Below are 17,283 nucleotides of genomic sequence, written 5' to 3'. Positions count from 1 at the left end.
GAAAAGAACGCGAAAAGCTGACAACCCCGCGCGGTGCCGATGAAGCCGGACGGGCCGTGATCGCGGTCCACCGGCTTCTTGTTGTGGACCGCGAATTGATAGGGCCGGAGTCTTGGGTATGAGGCGGGTTGTCGTCACGGGCCTCGGCATGGTGTCGCCACTCGGCTGTGGCGTCGAGCAGACCTGGAAGCGCATCCTCAACAGCGAAAGCGGCGCCAAAAAGATCGATACGTTCGATGTGTCCGATCTGACCAGCCGGATCGCCTGCGTGGTTCCGCGCGGCGACGGCAGCGATGGCTCCTTCAATCCCGACCAGTGGATGGAGCATAAGGACCAGCGCAAGGTCGACGATTTCATCATCTTCGCCATGTGCGCGGCGAAGCAGGCGCTCGACGACGCCGGCTGGCATCCGGCCACCGAAGAAGACCGTTGCGCTTCCGGCGTGATGATCGGTTCGGGGATCGGTGGCCTCTCCGGGATCGCCGATGGCGCGGTGCTGTTGAAAGAGCGCGGCCCGCGAAAATTGTCGCCGTTCTTCATTCCGGGCCGCCTGATCAATCTCGCCTCGGGCTATGTATCGATCGAGCACGGCCTCAAGGGCCCGAATCATGCGGTGGTGACCGCCTGCTCGACCGGCGCGCATGCCATCGGCGATGCCAGCCGGCTGATCGGGCTCGGCGATGCCGATGTGATGGTCGCCGGCGGCACCGAATCTCCGATCAACCGCCTGGCGATGGCGGGCTTCTGCGCGATGCGCGCGCTCTCGACCGGTTTCAACGACACCCCGCAGAAAGCCTCGCGGCCATACGACAAGGATCGCGACGGGTTCGTGATGGGCGAGGGCGCCGGCGTCGTCGTGCTCGAGGAATACGAGCACGCGAAAAAGCGCGGCGCCAAAATTTACGCCGAGATCATTGGCTACGGCATGTCGGGTGACGCCTATCATATCACCGCGCCGACGCCGGACGGCGACGGCGCGTTGCGCTGCATGGCCATGGCGATGAAGCGGGCCGGAATCGCGGCGTCCGATCTCGATTATATCAATGCGCATGGGACCTCGACGCCGATAGGCGATGAAATCGAGTTGGGGGCCGCCCAGCGCCTGCTCGGCAATGCCGCTTCGACGGTGTCGATGTCGTCCACCAAGTCATCGACCGGGCATCTGCTCGGTGCCGCCGGCGCCGTGGAAGCGATCTTCTGCATCCTCGCCATTCGCGACAACATTGCGCCGCCCACCATCAATCTCGACCATCCGTCGGTGGAAACGGCGATCGACCTCGTTCCTCAAAAGCCGCGCCGGCGCGAAATCAAGGTAGCCCTGTCGAATTCGTTTGGTTTCGGAGGCACCAATGCGTCCCTGATCATCCAGCGTGTGGCAAATTGACGAGTCCGTCGGAACGACTCCACCTTTTCGCCGTATTCGGCGACAATTTCTACGCTAGTATGGTGGATCGGAAGTTCTCTTTAGCTTGCGCTGCGCTCGCCAAGATGGCGACCGCAAGGCGACACGAACTTCGGATTCGGGACACCGATCCGTGTGCTAATGATGGGTGTGAAACCGCCTGCCCACGATTGAGCCGTCAGGACTTCAGGTTGCATCGATGAGTGAGAGGCCGCCCATTTCGCCAAGGAGCCCGCGCGCTGCGCTGGAGCCCGAGCAGGTTCCGCCGCCGCCGAAGCGTTCCGAGCGCGCCCGCAACCCGTTCGTCATTGTCGGCAACGCCGTTATTACCCTCGTACTGATCTCGATGATCGGCGTCGGCGCCGCCTACGTTTACGGCAAGCAGATGCTTGAGGCCTCCGGGCCGTTGAAAGAAGACAAGATCGTCAACATTCCGGCGCGCGCGGGAAAAGGCGACATCGCAGAGACCCTGCAGCGCGAGGGCGTCATCGATGTCAATCGCTGGCTCTTCATCGGCGGCGTGTTCGCCCTGAAGGCAAGTACCGAGTTGAAACCCGGCGAGTATGAATTTCGGAAGAACGCCAGCCTGCGCGACGTGATCGGCACCATCGTCGAGGGCAAGGTTGTGCAGCACGCCGTCACTATTCCGGAAGGGTTGACCTCCGAACAGATCGTGGCGCGGCTTTCGGAGAATGAAATCTTTACAGGCGCTGTCCGCGAGATGCCGCGCGAAGGCACGCTGCTGCCGGAAACCTACAAATTCCCGCGTGGCACCACCCGCGAGCAGGTGATCCAGCGCATGCAGCAATCGCAGAAGCGAGTGCTTGCGGAAATCTGGGAGCGGCGCAACACGGACATTCCGGTCAAGACGCCGGAGCAGTTGGTCGCGCTGGCCTCGATTGTCGAAAAGGAAACCGGCAAAGCCGACGAGCGCAGCCGCGTCGCCGCGGTGTTCGTCAACCGCCTGCGGCAGAAAATGAAGCTGCAGTCCGATCCGACGATTATTTACGGGCTGGTCGGCGGCAAGGGAACGTTGGGACGGCCGATCAAGCGTAGCGAGATCATGCAGCCGTCGCCTTACAACACCTACGTGGTTGACGGCTTGCCGCCCGGGCCGATCGCCAATCCCGGCCGCGCTTCGCTCGAGGCCACCGCCAATCCGGCGCGCACGCGCGACCTGTTCTTCGTCGCCGACGGCACCGGCGGACATAGCTTCACCGAAACCTACGACCAGCACCAGAAGAACGTCGCCAAACTGCGGACCCAGGAAAAGGCGATCCAGAACGACACGGTCGAACCGCCCGACGATCCGGCGCCGGCCGCCGCGGCTGCGCCGTCTGATAGCAACCCTTCGGCCTCGGCCACCAAGCCGGCGGCGCCAGCAAAACGCACTCGCAGTACCACGACACCCGGCGGGCAGGGCGCCGCGCAATCGGCGACAACGCCTCCGGTGGTCCAGAGATAGCGGCGGCCTCCGAATTTCCGCGCGCGAACCGAATTCCACTCCAGGCGAAAACGCTCTAAGGTCGCCGCGATCTTAAAAGCGAATCTCCCTGTAATTTCCGGAGACAATCACGCGATGGCGCTGTCGAGCATGACCGGCTTTGCGCGAAGCCACGGCACCAGCGGACCATATGCGTTCGAATGGGAATTGAAATCGGTCAACGCCAAGGGTTTTGACCTGCGCATGCGGTTGCCGCCCGGATGGGACGAAATCGAAGCGCCGGCGCGCAAGCGGGCCGCCGAAGTGCTGTCGCGCGGCACTGTGTACGCCAATCTCAATGTGAAACGCGCCGGCGCGCTCTCGACGGTGCGCGTCAACGAAGACGTGTTGGCGTCGATCGTGAAGATCGCCAGCGAGCTGGCGGGCAGGATCGACGCGGTGGCGCCCAGCATCGATGGATTGCTGGCGATCAAGGGCGTGATCGAGGTCGTCGAACCCGAGAGCGACGAGGAAGAGGACAAAGCGGCAAAATTGGCGGTTGCGATGGCATTCGACGAGGCACTGACCGCGCTGATCGAGATGCGCAAGCGCGAGGGCGTGACGCTCGGCCAGATCCTGTCGCAGCGGATGGATGAAATTGAAGATCTTGCCGGGAAGGCCGAGGCCGCGCCGGGGCGCAAGCCCGAGGCCATCAAGGCCCGGCTCGCCGAACAGATTGCGACATTGCTTGAATCTTCCGACCGTTTCGACCCCGACCGTCTCAACCAGGAAGCGCTGCTGATGGCGGCGAAGGCCGACATCCGCGAGGAGCTCGACCGCATCGCTTCGCATATCTCACAGGCCCGCGAGATGATCGGCAAGGGCGGCGCGATCGGACGGCGGCTGGATTTTCTGGCGCAGGAATTCAACCGCGAGGTCAACACCTGCTGTTCCAAATCCAACGATCTCGAATTGACCAACACCGGCCTTGCGATGAAAAACGTGGTCGAGCAATTCCGCGAACAGGTGCAGAATCTGGAGTGATTGATGACGGGGGCAGGCGGTCGCGGTTTTGACGGCGTCGAGCGGCGCGGCCTGATGTTCGTGCTGTCGTCGCCTTCGGGCGCCGGCAAGACCACGTTATCGCGGTTGTTGATGGACCGAATGCCGGAATTGAGCCTTTCGGTCTCGGTGACGACGCGCCCGATGCGGCCGGGCGAGGTCGAAGGCCGGGACTATTACTTTATCGACAAAACAAGGTTTGAGGCGATGTCGAAGAAGGGCGAACTCCTCGAATCGGCAACCGTGTTCGATCATTCCTACGGAACGCCGCGCGCGCCGGTGGAGGATGCGCTGTCGTCGGGCAGGGATGTCCTGTTCGATATCGACTGGCAGGGTACCCAGCAGCTTCGCGAGAAGGCGCGCGCCGATGTCGTCAGCGTGTTCATTCTGCCGCCGTCGGCGGCCGATTTGCAGAAGCGGCTTCACACCCGCGCGCAGGATTCGGATGCGGTGATCCGGGGACGGATGAGCCGCGCCACCCACGAATTGAGCCACTGGGCCGAATACGACTACATCGTCATCAATCGCGACATCGATGACGCCTTCGCCGAGGTGCGGTCGATCCTCGAGGCCGAACGGCTGAAGCGTGAGCGCCGTACAGGGCTGACCACGTTCGTGCGCGAATTGCAGCGGCAACTCGGGCAATAGCGAACCCGTCAGGCAGTCGCTTCTTTCGAGAGTCTTGAAAGCAACTGCACGATCTCGTGCGGAATGACTGCCTCGTGTCTTTCGCGCGCGGGACCGGTCTGCGGGGTGGGGGTTGCCAATGGCCGCGACCGAATTGTTGCGCCGACATCGATTGAATCCCAAGGCGCACGCTGGCCGCGGCTGAAATCTTGCCGGTCGTTTCGCCTTGCATTGCCAAACCTGAAGATGACGCCCGCCAAAAGGGTCGCAAGCGCGAGGGCGCCGACAATCACAAGCAACAGGGTTGAAACGGAACTGGAAGGCGATGCAGACCGGGCATCTGCCGAGGCAAGCGGTGCCACAGCGGCGGACGGCGCCGGCGGATTCACACTTGCGCCGGAATCGTCCGGTTTGAGCGTCGAGCCTGTGATCGGTTCCGCGTCTGCTCGATCGAGCCAGCGGGACACCACCGCGGATTGCCCGCTATCCGCCGCTGGCGCATCTGAAACCTGATGGTTGTTCGCGGCGGCGGGTGGCACGCGCTCCGCGGCACCGGCGTTCGATTGCCAGATATCCACTGGATTGGCTTCCGCGCGCGCATTCGCGACCGATGGCTGAAGCGGAGTTTCCACTGGCGGTGAGGCCTGGGCAATGGGCGAATTCTGGGCGGCGCCCGGCTTCTCGCCTGCGGCGCGGACGTACCAGCAACTGCGTTTGGTCGCGTGATCGACGCGATAGTACCAATGGCTGCCCTTGGGCGCTGCGCCCTTCGGACCGGCCAGGCAATTATCGGCGTACGCCATGCCGTTCGTCGCAACCAGAAGCGCAAGGTTTGCGAGAGCGCCGACCAGAATTGCCGTCGCGGTATTCCCCATTCGATTTGTCATGTGCATCCCCACAGATGACGAGATGAGATACGTCCACGTCAAATTGTAGGGGGAAAATCTGGTTCGCAATGAGCCGTAACTTCGAACGGGATAGGGCTTAATTGCGGCCGGGCTACCAAAACTCAGTTCTTCAGCACGATCCGCCCGACCACCTTGCCGGCGCGCAGCTCGTCGATCCACTTCTGGACCTCGCCCATCGGCTCTTCCTTCATCGGGGTCGGCCTGATCTTGCCGGAACGCGCCAGCGCCATCAGTTCGTGCGCCTCGCTCAATGTGCCGGTCATAAAACCCTCGATGGTCATGCGCTTGTAGATCCATTGCACCATCGGCAGGCTGAAATTGCCGCCCATCAGGCCGGAGACCACGATCTTGCCGCCGCGCGCCAGCACCGCGACCGCAAACCCGATGGATTTTTCGTTGCCGGCGAAGTCGACGATCTCGTCGAAACCGCCCTCGGTTTCTTTCAGGATGCGCTTGACGACATCCAGTTCGGACGGATCGTAGGCCAGCGCCGCGCCGTTGTTCAGCGCGCTCTCGCGCGCCGATGGGCTGAGATCGGCCACCGACACTTTCTGCTTGAACATGGCCTGCGCGAACGCCAACCCCATCATGCCGACGCCGCCGAGCCCGATCAGCAGCAGATTGCGCTGGCGCGGCCGGTCGACCAGGCGTTTTAACGCGCCGTAGGCGGTGACGCCGGAGCACATCAAGGTTGCGGCCTGATTGACCGGCAGGGGATCGTAATCCAGCAGGTATTTTGCATCCGGCACCAGCACGTGAGTTGCAAAACCGCCGTCGATCGCGACGCCGAGAAAACGCTGTCTGGCGCAGAGGTTTTCATCGCCGGCCAGACAATCGCGGCATTGCCCGCAGCCGATCCACGGAAATACCGCCTTCTTCCTGCCGATCAGGTCTTTTGAGACATCCGGACCGACCTCCTCGACGACGCCGGCGATCTCATGCCCGAGCGTGAACGGCAGCGTCATGCCGCGGGTGGTGTCGAGCTTCTTGCCGCCGCCGAGATCGGCGTAGCCATCCTGGATATGCAGGTCGGAATGGCACAATCCGCAACGCTCGATGCGGACCAGAACTTCTTTGCCCTGCGGCTTCGGCGTCTCGACGATGGTTTCGCACAACGGCGCATCGAATTTGACCAGTGACTGGCGAACCATGCGCGCCATGCGTGTTTGCTCCTTTTAGCATTTTGTGCTGCGTATATCGGTCAATTCGCGGGCCATGGCAACAAAGCCGCTGACCGGAACGGTTTCCGCGCGCCGCGTCGGATCGACATGCGCCGCCGCCGCCAGACGCGCTGGATCGGCGCCAAGCGATTTCAGGCTTTGCCGCAGCATTTTGCGGCGCTGGCCGAAGGCGGCCGCCGCGACCTGCTCCAGCGCCCTGCGGTCGCACGGCTCCGGCGCGGCGCGCGGCACCAGCCGCACCACCGACGATATGACCTTGGGCTGCGGCACGAACGCAGCGGGCGAAATGTCGAACAGGATTTTTGTTGTCGCGCGCCAGTTCGCCAGCACCGCGAGCCGCCCATAAGCTTCGTCGTCCTCGCGCGCCACGATACGCTCTGCCACCTCGCGCTGAAACATCAGCACCATCATGTCGTACCACGGCGGCCACGGCTCGATGGAGAGCCAGTCGATCAGCAGGGGGGTGGCGATGTTGTAGGGCAGGTTGGCGACGATCTTCGCCCGCGCGCCTCCGAGTAGCGGACGCGGATCGAACGTCGTTGCATCGCCGGATACGATCTCGAGGCGTCCGGGGTATCGCCTGGAAATTTGGTCGAGCGCATCGATCGCGCGCGGATCCCGTTCGACCGCGATGACGCGCTTGGCGCCCAGCGCAAGCAAGGCACGCGTCAGTCCGCCGGGACCCGGGCCGACCTCGATGATGGTGGCGTCTTCAAGCGGGCCCGCGGCGCGGGCGATGCGCGCGGTGAGATTGAGGTCGAGCAGAAAATTCTGTCCGAGCGATTTGCGCGCCGATAGCGCGTGCTGCTTGATAACGTCGCGCAGCGGCGGAAGGTCGTCGATCGCGCTCATGCCATCTGCGCCGTGGCCGCCATCCGCGCAGCCAGGCGCAATGCCGCGATCAGGCTCGACGGATTGGCCCGCCCGGTGCCGGCGATGTCGAAGGCGGTGCCGTGGTCCGGCGAGGTGCGGATGAACGTCAAGCCCAGCGTGACGTTGACCGCATCGTCGAATGCCAGCGTCTTGACCGGTATCAGGGCCTGGTCGTGAACCATGCAGATCGCGCAATCGTAGGTTCTGCGCGCAGCTTCGTGGAACATGGTGTCCGCCGACAGCGGGCCCCGCACATCGAAGCCGTCGCCCCGCAGCGTCTCCAGCGCGGGTGCGATGATGGTCTGCTCCTCGATGCCGAGCGAACCATATTCGCCGGCATGGGGATTGAGGCCGGATATCGCAAGGCGCGGGCGCGCAATGCCGAAGCGGCGCTGCAAATCGGCGACCACGATGCGGGCGGTGCTGACGATCAACTGGCCGGACAGCTGCGCAATGGCGTCCCGCAGCGACAGATGGATCGTCACCGGCACCGCGGCAAGCGCAGGCGACCACAGCAGCATCACCGGCTGCGGTGTTTTGCCGTCGCGCGCCGCAAGCTCGGCGAGAAATTCGGTGTGGCCGGGGTGCCGGAACCCGGCACCGTACAACACGCTCTTTGCGATCGGATTGGTGACAACAGCGGCCGCCCGTCCGGCGATCACGTCACAGACGGCATGGCGGATCGAGCCGATCGCCGCATCGGCGCTGCTGCTGTCCGGTTGCCCCGGCTGTGCCATCGCGGCATGGCCCGTCGCCACCACCGGCAAGGCGTCGGGGAATGTGGCGACCGCATCTTCGGCACGGACGTCTTTCAGTTTGACGTCGAAACCGAGAAGCGCGGCGCGTCGCTCAAGAAAATCGCGGTCACCGGCCAGATAGAATGCGGGGAGTTTTAACTCGCTCCGCCGCAGCCACGCAGCGAGCGCGATATCCGGCCCGATCCCGGCCGGTTCGCCCAATGTCAGCGCGAGAGGCCTTGCCATCCGCGTCAGCGATATTCGATCATCGCGGCTTTGCGCACTTCCTCGAGATAGGCTTTCTGCTTCTTTTCGTATTTTTCGACATACATCTTGTCGCGCACCTCGCGCTTCTTCGGCGTATCGACCGTGGTCGGCTTGCGTCCACAAAGCGCGACCATTTCGACGCCCTGTTTGGTCACTTCCGGAGCGGTGAGGCGGCCGATCGGCGTCTTGTCGAGCACGTCGCGAAGAACGGCCGGAATGTCGGCGGAGGTCTTGCTGACCGATGGGCGGATCGCGGCATTCTGCATGGATTTGAACAGCGAATTCGCCTCCTCGCAGGTCGTCACCCGCGTACGCAGGGCTTCGGCCTCCTTGCGGCGGGCTTCCGTGGCCGTCGGCGGGGCGCCGCGCGGGACGATCAGCACGATCGGCTGCATCTGGTATTCGAAGCTTTCGGTCTGCGACTTGTCCTTGTCGTCGGCATTGACCTGGACCGCGGCGGCGACGTCCTTTTCGCCGACCTGCAAGCTCTCCTTGAACCGGCCGCGCACCAGACTGGTCCACACCATATCGGCCTTGATGCGAGCCTTGAACGTTTCCGGGCGGATGCCTTGGACTTCGAGTATCTTCGTCAGCCCCTCAGGCGTGGTGCGCATGCGCTGACTCATCTGTGCAAATGACCCATCGATATCGGATGCGCTGGGATCGACGCCGTATTTCTTGGCTTCCTTGATCTTAACCTTCTCGTCGATCAGCTCGTCGATCACCTGCTGCCGGGTGGAGGTCTTGTGCGAAAGGGCGTTGAGCTTGCTGCGCTGCTCGATATCGTAGTTGGTGATGGGTTCGCCATTGACCATCACGGCGACGGTCTGCGCATGCAACTGCGCGCCGCCCGTCAGAACGAGGGCTGTGGCAGCGCTGATGATCAAACGCGAAAGGCGGAGGAGGAACGAGGTCGTCATAAGTCAATCCGTGTCAGTCGAGCTGGATTGGAGCGGCGTCAATATTGAACGCCGCCCCCGCTGCCGGCCGCGGCCGTGCTGCCTAGCGTGCGCAAGCTGATCTGCAGCATGATCGAATGGCTCAATACCGGCGGTGTCGAACCCGCAGCGTAGGTATAGCCGGTGACGTAGTTGGCCGCGAGCACGAAGCAATCGTCGACATATCCCGCGCCGATCATGTATGAGTTGATCTGATTGGTCGCGAGGTCCCAGCGCGCGGTGCCCGATACCACCCAATTCGCCGCAACCTTGACGGAAGCGGTGCCGAGCAGGCCCTCGCGGCGGGTCAGGTATCCGAGCTCGGGCTGCGGCCCGTAGTTGCCATACATCAGGCTGAGAGACCAGCGATCGAAGGTGGCCCGACCTTCCGCCTCGAATCGTTGCACGTCCATGGTCGATTCATCGAACCGCGCGCGTGTGCTGAACGTGTAGGTCCGGTTCGGCGAATAATTGACGCGGGCGACGTAGTCGGACCGCGGCTTGTCGAGCCCGGAATCGAGTCCGGTACTGGTGAGGTTGGCGACCGCGAACGAATTCAGACCGAACAGCTGGTAGGATTGTCCGAACAGCACATTGACCGAACCGCCGCGGTCGAACTGCGTCGTGGCCTGGACCCCGACATTGGCGCGGCCGCCGCCTTCGACGCGGTCGTAGCCGGAGAACTTGTCGACACTGAACAGGTTGCTGGCGTCGAACACCAGGCTTTGCGCGTCCTCGTTGGGCAGCTTGCCGGCATAGGGCTCGTTGGGACGAACGATGATCTGCGCGATCGGTTCGATGGTCGTGGTGCCCCACGGCTGGACATTGATGAAGGGATAGCGATATTCGAGGCCCACGGTCGGCATTACGCGAACCGCTTGCATGTCGCCGACCGGCAGGAAATTCGAAACGCCTGGCTGGTTCGAAATCGAGGCATCGACGGCGTCGACGCGGAGTTTCGCGAACGGCGTCCAGATCTGGCCCCAGTCGTCGGTAAACGAGCGGCGCCATTGCCCTTCGGCCGACGCCCGGGTGTAGGTCCCGGGCATGCCGCGCAGCAGGCAATTCGCCGGCGTCTTTACCGTTGGATCCGCGGAGGTCGGCAGGCACCAGCTATTGTTGGTGGCGAAAGTCGTGATCGGATCGAAGACCGCGGTCTCGCGCGTGAGGCTGGTGAAATTGGTCTTGTAGCTGAACTCGCCGCCGAGCAGGTTCCTGTTGAGGACATTCGAATAGTCGATCACCGGATGCACGATCGGCACCTGGGCCTGGTTGCCCGAATAGCTCAGATAATAGATCGTGCGGGCGTCGAAGTAGCTGCGGTTGCCGACGCCGGTCAGATAAAGCTGAGAAATCGCTTCCGTCGGCAGGCTGAGAAACGAACCCAGCGTGTCCTTGTACTGGGCCAGCCGGTAGTCCGAGAAGAAGTAATAGTCTGTGAGCAGGACGCCGTCCCAGCCCCAGACCCATTTGTCGTTCAGCGCGAACTGACCCTTGGTATCGATGCCGCCACGGAACTGGCGGTCACCCGGTTGTCCGGTGAAGGCGGTGCGATCGAGCTGATCGATTCCATAGGCGCGGATCTGATAGGAACCGTTGATCAGGCGTTGCCGGAATTCCCCCTGAAACAGCACCCCCTGCCGGGTCGTGATTCGCGGATTGATGGTGGCATCGTAGTCCGGAGCGATGGCCCAGTAGAATGGCGTTTCGACGCCATATCCGAATGTCGTGGTCGACGTGATGTAAGGCATCAGGAAGCCGGTCTTGCGCTTCACGGTCGGATCGGGCGTCGAGAAATACGGCAGATACGCCATTGGAACGCCGAAGAACTCCAGCTGCGCGTTCTCGAAGTACATCATCTTGTCGGTCTGGTCGTGAATGATGCGGGCGCCCTTGACCTGCCACAGCGGCGGCTTTTTCGGATCGTCCTTGCAGGGCGCGCAGGCGGTGTAGACGCCGTTTTCGAAAACGGTGTAGTTGCCGCTGCTGCGGTCGGCGCGGGTCGCGGCCATCCGGGTCTGTTCCGGGGTATCGACGTGCAGCGAGTCGACGAAGCCATCGCGGTAATCGTCGCTCAGATCCATGATATTGGCGTAGGTGATCTTGCCGTCCGCATCGGTCAGGCGGACGTTGCCTTCGGCGTGAAGACGCTTGCTCTTCTGATCGTAGATGACCTTGTCGGCCTCGATGGAGGTCCCGTTAAAGTGCATCTGCACGTTGCCGACGGCCGACACCCGCTGATTGTTGTAGTCGTAGTCCACCTCGACGGCCTGAACCAACATCTGCCCGTTGTTAACGGGCGGCGGCGGCTTTGGCCTGGTGTGGATCGGGTTGAAGGTGAAGCCTTGGGCCGCGGCCGGCGCGCTCGCCGCACCATTCAGCACGGCGGCAAGAACCAGCCCCGCAAGCAGCGCCGGAACGGTAGACAAGCAACTACGACGGCGGCGCACCGGTGTGCGCCGCCCGAACGCGGGCGATCGTCGTTGGAGGGCGGCGACAATGGCCACTACCCGTCCTCCTGGTACAGCAAGGCCAAAAAGCCGGTGAGGCCGCCCACGCATACGGGCAACCACGCCGCGACGATGGGACTCATCAACTCGGCCTTGCTCAAATCCTCGGTTACCTTCGACAAAACGTAGAGCAGAAAGCCTGAACCCACGCCACTCAAAACCATCTTTTGCACGCCGCCGAACCGGAAGAACCGCAGGCTTACCGAGGCCGCCAACATCACCATCGCAGCCAGCAAAAACGGCTGTGCAATGAGCTTGTGGTACTGCAGCCGATAGCCGGCTGTCGCGAATCCGGAACTCTCCGATGACTGGATATACCCCGGTAGTTGCCAAAAAGCCACAGTTTCGGGCGTCGAGAAGCTGTTGCGGACCTGGGCCGCAGTCAGGCTGGTCTTGAGCCTGAAACTCTCCTGGTCGACCGGCGGTGCGTCGAGCGAGAATCGGCGCGCGGACTTGAACTGCCAGTGGCCCTCTTCGAGCGTCGCCTCGCGCGCCTCGATTCGCTCCTTGAACGTAAAATCGGGATCGAACCGGAACACGGTCAAGCCGGTCAGCCGGACGCCCTGCTGCTCGCTGCGCGCGGCATTGATGATGGCTTGCCCCTCGCTCGTCACCTGGTTGATCCAGAAGCCCGAGGCATCCTGCAGCCCGCCGCCGGGAGCGGAGCCGAACAGCTCCGCCTCCATCCGTTTGGAGAGTTCACGCAAATGGGCGGACATTGGATTGTAGGCGATGGTCGCAACCGCGCCGAGAGCAAGCGCGCTGGCCAGCGCGGGTGCGATGAACTGCCAGGCCGAAACGCCGGCCGCCCGCGCCACCACCAGTTCCAGACGCCGCGACAGCGCCAGATAGCAGGTCATCGCGCCGATCAGGATACAGAACGGCATCATCTTTTCGAGCAGTTGCGGCACGCGATACAGCGAGGTTTGAGCAACGGTGATCGCGGAGGCCGACGCCAGCCCTGAGGTTCGCCTGACCATCTCGATGTAGTCGACCAGAACAAGAAGAATAAAGATGCTGGCGAATACGCCGACCGCGGACACCACGAAGCGTCCCGCAAAATATCGCCCAAGCGTGTTGTTCAACATGCTCATGCTGTTGCCGGCCGTCTTAGCAGGCGCAGAAGACGCGCATTCGATTTGCCGATAGCTTCCGTCAGCGCTGCCGGCGGCTCGATGACGACGCCACCGACAATGACCCACAGGCTGCCGCAAATGGCCGTCGCCAACATCAGATACTGGGCGACCGGAGCGAACGGCGACTTCACGGCCATTACCGAACAGGCGAATCCGGCGATTCGCAATCCGAACACCGCAAGGATGGAACCTCCAATCGAGAAGTTGCGGCTCTGACGGGTAGTGCGCGGCGCGCCGAGAAACGCAAAGGTCAGGGCTGCGAACGCGAAGGGATAGATCGGCGCCATGAAGCGGTCATGCATCTCCGCGCGAAATTGTCCCGGTATTTGCTGGTAGATGGGATCGCCGGGCGACGGCGAAACCAGTTCCCAGAGATAACGCTCGCGGATGCCGAGCGCCACGTCGCGGCCAATGTTGGAGAATTTCGACATGTCGAACGCATAGCGGCCGAAGGCAACCAGCGCCGGGTCGCGCTTGCCGGTCTCGAAGCGCTCGAGGTTGCCGTCCTCAAGCACCAGGAACGAGCCGGTGCCGCTTTTCAGCACCGTGCCATGGTCGGCGATGATGCTGATGCGCTCCTCGGGATTGCGGCGGTCGTCTACGAAAATGCCGACCAGCACGCCGCCGGGCTGCCGTTCGCGAATACGGATGGTGAGATTCTGGTCGAGTTGCGCAAAGCGGCCGGGCTGCAGGATGTTGGTGAGCACGTCGGCGGTGATCTCGGCGTCCCACTGCTTGATTCGGCGCATGCCATCAGGCGCAAGATAGGTGGCGATAAAGGCGACCATGATCGCCACCACGACCGTGGCATAAAGGAACGGACGAAACAGCCGAAACGGCGACAGGCCCGCGGCGTTCATCACGATGATCTCCGAGTCGGTCGCCAGCTTGTTGAGGGTGTGGGAGATCGCGATCATCAGCGCGATTGGTGCGATGATCAGCACCAATGCGGGGATGACCAGGCTGGTGATGCCGAGAAAGGTCCGGATGGTCTGGCCCTGACTGGTCATCAGGTCGATGCCGCGCAACGCCTGCGTAATCCAGATCACCCCTGTCAGGCTCACCAGGACAAGCGCAAACGACGCCAGCGTCGTGCGGAAAATATACTTGTCGATTGAGCCCATCGTACCCGTACGATCCCCATCGTCCGAACTGGACCAGCCGCCGCGTCCCGATCCCGCGCAGGAATCCCCCAAGGACGCGCCGCCGCCTCCGTTCGGCACACTCGCACACTACCATCCCTTTGATCGGTCAACAAAATGGCTGCGCCATGGCACCCTTGGGATATGGTTAATAATTCGCGAGATGTGGCCCCGCCGACACGTCGGCGCTTGGCAGCATGGCGGTGGACAGGCCATAGTGTCGGCGGCCATGACCATGGTCGAGACGTGCTCTTGACGGAACCGCTGCGGGGACGAGGGAGCACGCCCAAACACCCCCCAACCGGCGGCGCCTGTGCCCGCTCCGTGACAGCCCTGATTTTGGAGGATTGCCCTATGCCCGACGCCGTCAAGGTCGGCTTTGTCCCGTTTTCGAGCGCCCCGCGCGGTATTCTGGTCGTGTTCTGCGACGATGCGCTGAAGTTCGGGCCGGCCACCGGCAAGGCGCTAGGCGCGGCGGAGGGCATGATCAAGCGCACTGCCGAGGCCAATCAATTCAAGGGCAAGAACGGGTCCACGCTGGATTTCCTGGCGCCCGAGGGCGTCAAAGCCAGCCGGCTGATCATCATCGGGACCGGCAAACTCTCCGATATCAAGGCCAACGACTTCCTGAAACTTGGCGGCGCGGCGGCCGGCAAGTTGCGGCCGGGCAGCGAGGCTGTGACGATCATAGCCGAACTGCCGACCGGGGCCATGAAGCCCGACCAGGCGGCCGCCGTCGCCTCGGGCGTACGGCTGCGCGCTTACAAGTTCGATCGCTACAAGACCAAAAAGAAGGACGGCGAGGACGCAGCCCTCAATGCCGCGGTTTCGATCGCGGTGTCCGATGCCGCCGCCGCGAAGAAAGCGTTCGCGTCCGACGATCATATCGTCGATGGCGTCATCATCGCGCGTGAACTGGTGAATGAGCCCCCCAACGTGCTCTATCCGGTGGAATTTGCACGCCGCGCCAGCCAGTTGCGCAAGCTAGGCGTCGACGTCGACGTGCTCGACGTCAAAGCCATGAAGAAGCTCGGGATGGGCGCGCTGCTCGGCGTTGCCCAGGGCTCCGCCCGACCCGGCCGCACCGTGATCATGCGCTGGAACGGCGGCAAGAAAGGCGAGCAGCCGGTCGCGTTTATCGGCAAGGGCGTCTGCTTCGATACCGGGGGCATTTCGATCAAGCCCGCGGGAAGCATGGAGGACATGAAGGGCGACATGGGCGGGGCGGCCTGCGTGGTCGGACTGATGCATGCGCTGGCCGCGCGCAAGGCCGGGGTCAACGTGGTCGGCGCCATCGGCCTCGTCGAAAACATGCCCGACGGCAATGCGCAGCGTCCCGGCGATATCGTCACCTCGATGTCCGGCCAAACCATCGAGATCATCAACACCGACGCCGAAGGCCGTCTGGTATTGGCCGATGTGCTCTGGTACGTGGCGCGGAAGTTCAAGCCCAAATTCATGATCGATCTGGCCACCCTGACCGGCGCGATCATGGTGGCGCTCGGCACCGAATATGCCGGTTTGTTTTCCAACAACGACGAACTGGCGGAACGGCTGATGGCGGTTGGGCAGGCGACGGGCGAACGGGTCTGGCGGATGCCGCTAGGTCCCGAATACGACAAGCAGATCGATTCGCAATTCGCCGACATGAAGAACACCGGCACCCGCAACGGCGGCTCGATCACCGCCGCACAGTTCCTGCAGCGCTTCGTCGACGATACGCCATGGGCGCATCTCGATATCGCGGGCATGGCGATGGGCGCACCCAAAAATGAGACAAACCAGAGCTGGGGATCGGGCTATGGCGTGCGGCTGCTGGAGCGGCTGGTCGCGGAGCATTACGAAGGCAAGCGATGACGGAAGTCCTGTTCTATCATCTGCAGAACATGTCTTTGGAAAGCGTCTTGCCGCCGCTGCTCGAGAAATCACTGGAGCGCGGCTGGCGCGTTGTGGTGCAGGCCACATCCGAAGAGCGCGCCGACGCGCTCGATGCGCATCTGTGGACCTATCGCGAGGATTCGTTCCTGCCGCATGCCACCTGGCGCGCCGGCGATGCGCAGGATCAGCCGATCCTGCTGACGATCGAGGAAGGCAACCCTAACCGGGCCAATGTCCGGTTCCTGGTCGACAACGCCGCGCTGCCCGCCGATTGCGATGCCTATGAGCGGCTGGTGCTGGTTTTCAACGGCGATGACGGCGAAGCGCTCGCAGCGGCGCGCACCGCATGGACCGATTGCAAGTCGCGGGGCTTTGAGGTCACTTACTGGCAGACGGACGAGCGCGGCCGCTGGCAGCGGCGAGAATAGCGGTATCGGGCAATTAATGATATTTTGAAGTTTCGGTCCATACCTTCTGAGTAGTCACGGTGGTGCCGCAAAGGGATGGTGGGACAGGCGCTTAGGGCCCGCATGGGAATGTAATTTATCGTGCGACAAGTCGATTCTGGTCGAAAAGGACTACTGCTGCTGGCGCTCGCGGCGCCGCTGATGGCTGGCTGTTCGGGCGGCATCTCCAACATGATGTCCTCGGATCTGCTGTCGAAGGACGCCGACTGGTTTGCGCGCTCTGGACGGGTCTTCATCAAGAATGTCTCCATTGAAACCGCGCCGTTGACGCCGGACAAGCCGATCACACCGGACGATCTGATCAGCGCCGAGGGGCAATGTTCCGGCATGGCGCCGCCCGGCGCTCCCGCCGATGCCAACGCCCTGACCGACGGGGCGACCGGCGTGCCGACTGCAAGGCCCGGCGCCGTGGCGCTGCTTCATACCGAATGCGACGTGGTGCGGGGCATTGGGGCTGCGCCCGATAACGTCAGCCTTTCCAACAATGCACGCGGCGACCGGGTCGCGGTTCTGACCTATTCGCGTGGATCGCGCCCCGGAATCTACACCTTTACGTCCGGCCGTCTGTCATCGGTCGAGCGCGGCCCTGAGCCCGCGGCGCAGCCGAAAACCGCAAAACCCAAGGCGAAGAAGAAGCCCGCGGCGACGTAAGCCCATAAGGTTGCGGGATGCGAGAGCGGAAGCGAAACCCTTCATCCGTCAGCTATTGTTGGCGCTGAACAGAAGTTTGTC

The 17,283-nt window shown here is 62.9% G+C and carries 15 protein-coding genes; 7 read left to right on the top strand and 8 right to left on the bottom strand.

The features are described 5' to 3' along the window. Positions 1 to 118 precede the first annotated feature (118 nt). The 4 genes from fabF (at position 119) to gmk (ending at position 4,535) form a co-directional block, all read left to right on the top strand. Positions 119 to 1,384 (top strand): beta-ketoacyl-ACP synthase II, encoded by a 1,266-nt coding sequence (fabF, locus tag VGP39_RS27285; protein WP_327571205.1) that lies wholly within the window; start codon positions 119 to 121, stop codon positions 1,382 to 1,384. 217 nt (positions 1,385 to 1,601) lie between these two features. Then, positions 1,602 to 2,867: an endolytic transglycosylase MltG gene (gene mltG, locus VGP39_RS27280; protein WP_327571204.1), complete on the top strand. Its 1,266-nt coding sequence runs from the start codon at positions 1,602 to 1,604 to the stop codon at positions 2,865 to 2,867. A gap of 114 nt (positions 2,868 to 2,981) precedes the next feature. Next, positions 2,982 to 3,869, top strand: coding sequence for a YicC/YloC family endoribonuclease (locus tag VGP39_RS27275; protein WP_327571203.1), 888 nt, complete (start codon positions 2,982 to 2,984; stop codon positions 3,867 to 3,869). Between the two features lie 3 nt (positions 3,870 to 3,872). Continuing rightward, positions 3,873 to 4,535 carry a guanylate kinase gene (gmk, locus tag VGP39_RS27270; RefSeq protein WP_327571202.1) on the top strand — a complete coding sequence of 221 codons (663 nt, stop codon included), beginning with the start codon at positions 3,873 to 3,875 and terminating at the stop codon, positions 4,533 to 4,535. An 8-nt stretch (positions 4,536 to 4,543) separates the two neighbouring features. Here the strand turns inward: gmk and VGP39_RS27265 are convergent, their stop codons facing one another. From VGP39_RS27265 to lptF, 8 genes are all read right to left on the bottom strand, one after another. Then, positions 4,544 to 5,389 carry a hypothetical protein gene (locus VGP39_RS27265; protein WP_327571201.1) on the bottom strand — a complete coding sequence of 282 codons (846 nt, stop codon included), beginning with the start codon at positions 5,387 to 5,389 and terminating at the stop codon, positions 4,544 to 4,546. A gap of 134 nt (positions 5,390 to 5,523) precedes the next feature. Next, entirely contained in the window at positions 5,524 to 6,582 is a 1,059-nt protein-coding gene (locus VGP39_RS27260; protein WP_327571200.1) for an alcohol dehydrogenase, read from the bottom strand. A 15-nt stretch (positions 6,583 to 6,597) separates the two neighbouring features. Next, on the bottom strand, positions 6,598 to 7,455 hold the full coding sequence (gene rsmA, locus VGP39_RS27255) for a 16S rRNA (adenine(1518)-N(6)/adenine(1519)-N(6))-dimethyltransferase RsmA (RefSeq protein WP_327571199.1): 858 nt from the start codon (positions 7,453 to 7,455) through the stop codon (positions 6,598 to 6,600). Next, entirely contained in the window at positions 7,452 to 8,459 is a 1,008-nt protein-coding gene (pdxA, locus tag VGP39_RS27250) for a 4-hydroxythreonine-4-phosphate dehydrogenase PdxA (RefSeq protein ID WP_327571198.1), read from the bottom strand. The genes rsmA and pdxA overlap by 4 nt, the downstream gene beginning before the upstream one ends. Before the next feature lie 5 nt (positions 8,460 to 8,464). Beyond that, positions 8,465 to 9,400: a SurA N-terminal domain-containing protein gene (locus VGP39_RS27245; RefSeq protein ID WP_327571197.1), complete on the bottom strand. Its 936-nt coding sequence runs from the start codon at positions 9,398 to 9,400 to the stop codon at positions 8,465 to 8,467. A 38-nt stretch (positions 9,401 to 9,438) separates the two neighbouring features. After that, positions 9,439 to 11,979, bottom strand: a complete 2,541-nt coding sequence (locus VGP39_RS27240; RefSeq protein WP_327571196.1) for an LPS-assembly protein LptD — start codon at positions 11,977 to 11,979, stop codon at positions 9,439 to 9,441. After that, entirely contained in the window at positions 11,925 to 13,022 is a 1,098-nt protein-coding gene (lptG, locus tag VGP39_RS27235; RefSeq protein ID WP_327571195.1) for an LPS export ABC transporter permease LptG, read from the bottom strand. The genes VGP39_RS27240 and lptG overlap by 55 nt, the downstream gene beginning before the upstream one ends. Further along, on the bottom strand, positions 13,019 to 14,188 hold the full coding sequence (gene lptF, locus VGP39_RS27230; protein WP_327571194.1) for an LPS export ABC transporter permease LptF: 1,170 nt from the start codon (positions 14,186 to 14,188) through the stop codon (positions 13,019 to 13,021). The genes lptG and lptF overlap by 4 nt, the downstream gene beginning before the upstream one ends. A gap of 372 nt (positions 14,189 to 14,560) precedes the next feature. On the opposite strand from lptF, the gene VGP39_RS27225 reads away from it, so the two are divergent. The 3 genes from VGP39_RS27225 to VGP39_RS27215 all read left to right on the top strand — a co-directional run bounded on the left by VGP39_RS27225 (position 14,561) and on the right by VGP39_RS27215 (position 17,202). Next, a complete protein-coding gene (locus VGP39_RS27225) occupies positions 14,561 to 16,063 on the top strand; it encodes a leucyl aminopeptidase (protein WP_327571193.1) in 1,503 nt (500 codons plus the stop codon). Continuing rightward, a complete protein-coding gene (locus tag VGP39_RS27220) occupies positions 16,060 to 16,512 on the top strand; it encodes a DNA polymerase III subunit chi (RefSeq protein ID WP_327571192.1) in 453 nt (150 codons plus the stop codon). The genes VGP39_RS27225 and VGP39_RS27220 overlap by 4 nt, the downstream gene beginning before the upstream one ends. Positions 16,513 to 16,632: 120 nt before the next feature. Further along, positions 16,633 to 17,202: a hypothetical protein gene (locus VGP39_RS27215; RefSeq protein ID WP_414644820.1), complete on the top strand. Its 570-nt coding sequence runs from the start codon at positions 16,633 to 16,635 to the stop codon at positions 17,200 to 17,202. The last annotated feature ends 81 nt before the right edge of the window (positions 17,203 to 17,283 follow it).

The organism is Bradyrhizobium sp., from assembly GCF_036009065.1.
Classification (GTDB): domain Bacteria; phylum Pseudomonadota; class Alphaproteobacteria; order Rhizobiales; family Xanthobacteraceae; genus Bradyrhizobium.
This window is presented reverse-complemented; position numbering and strand designations above follow the sequence as displayed.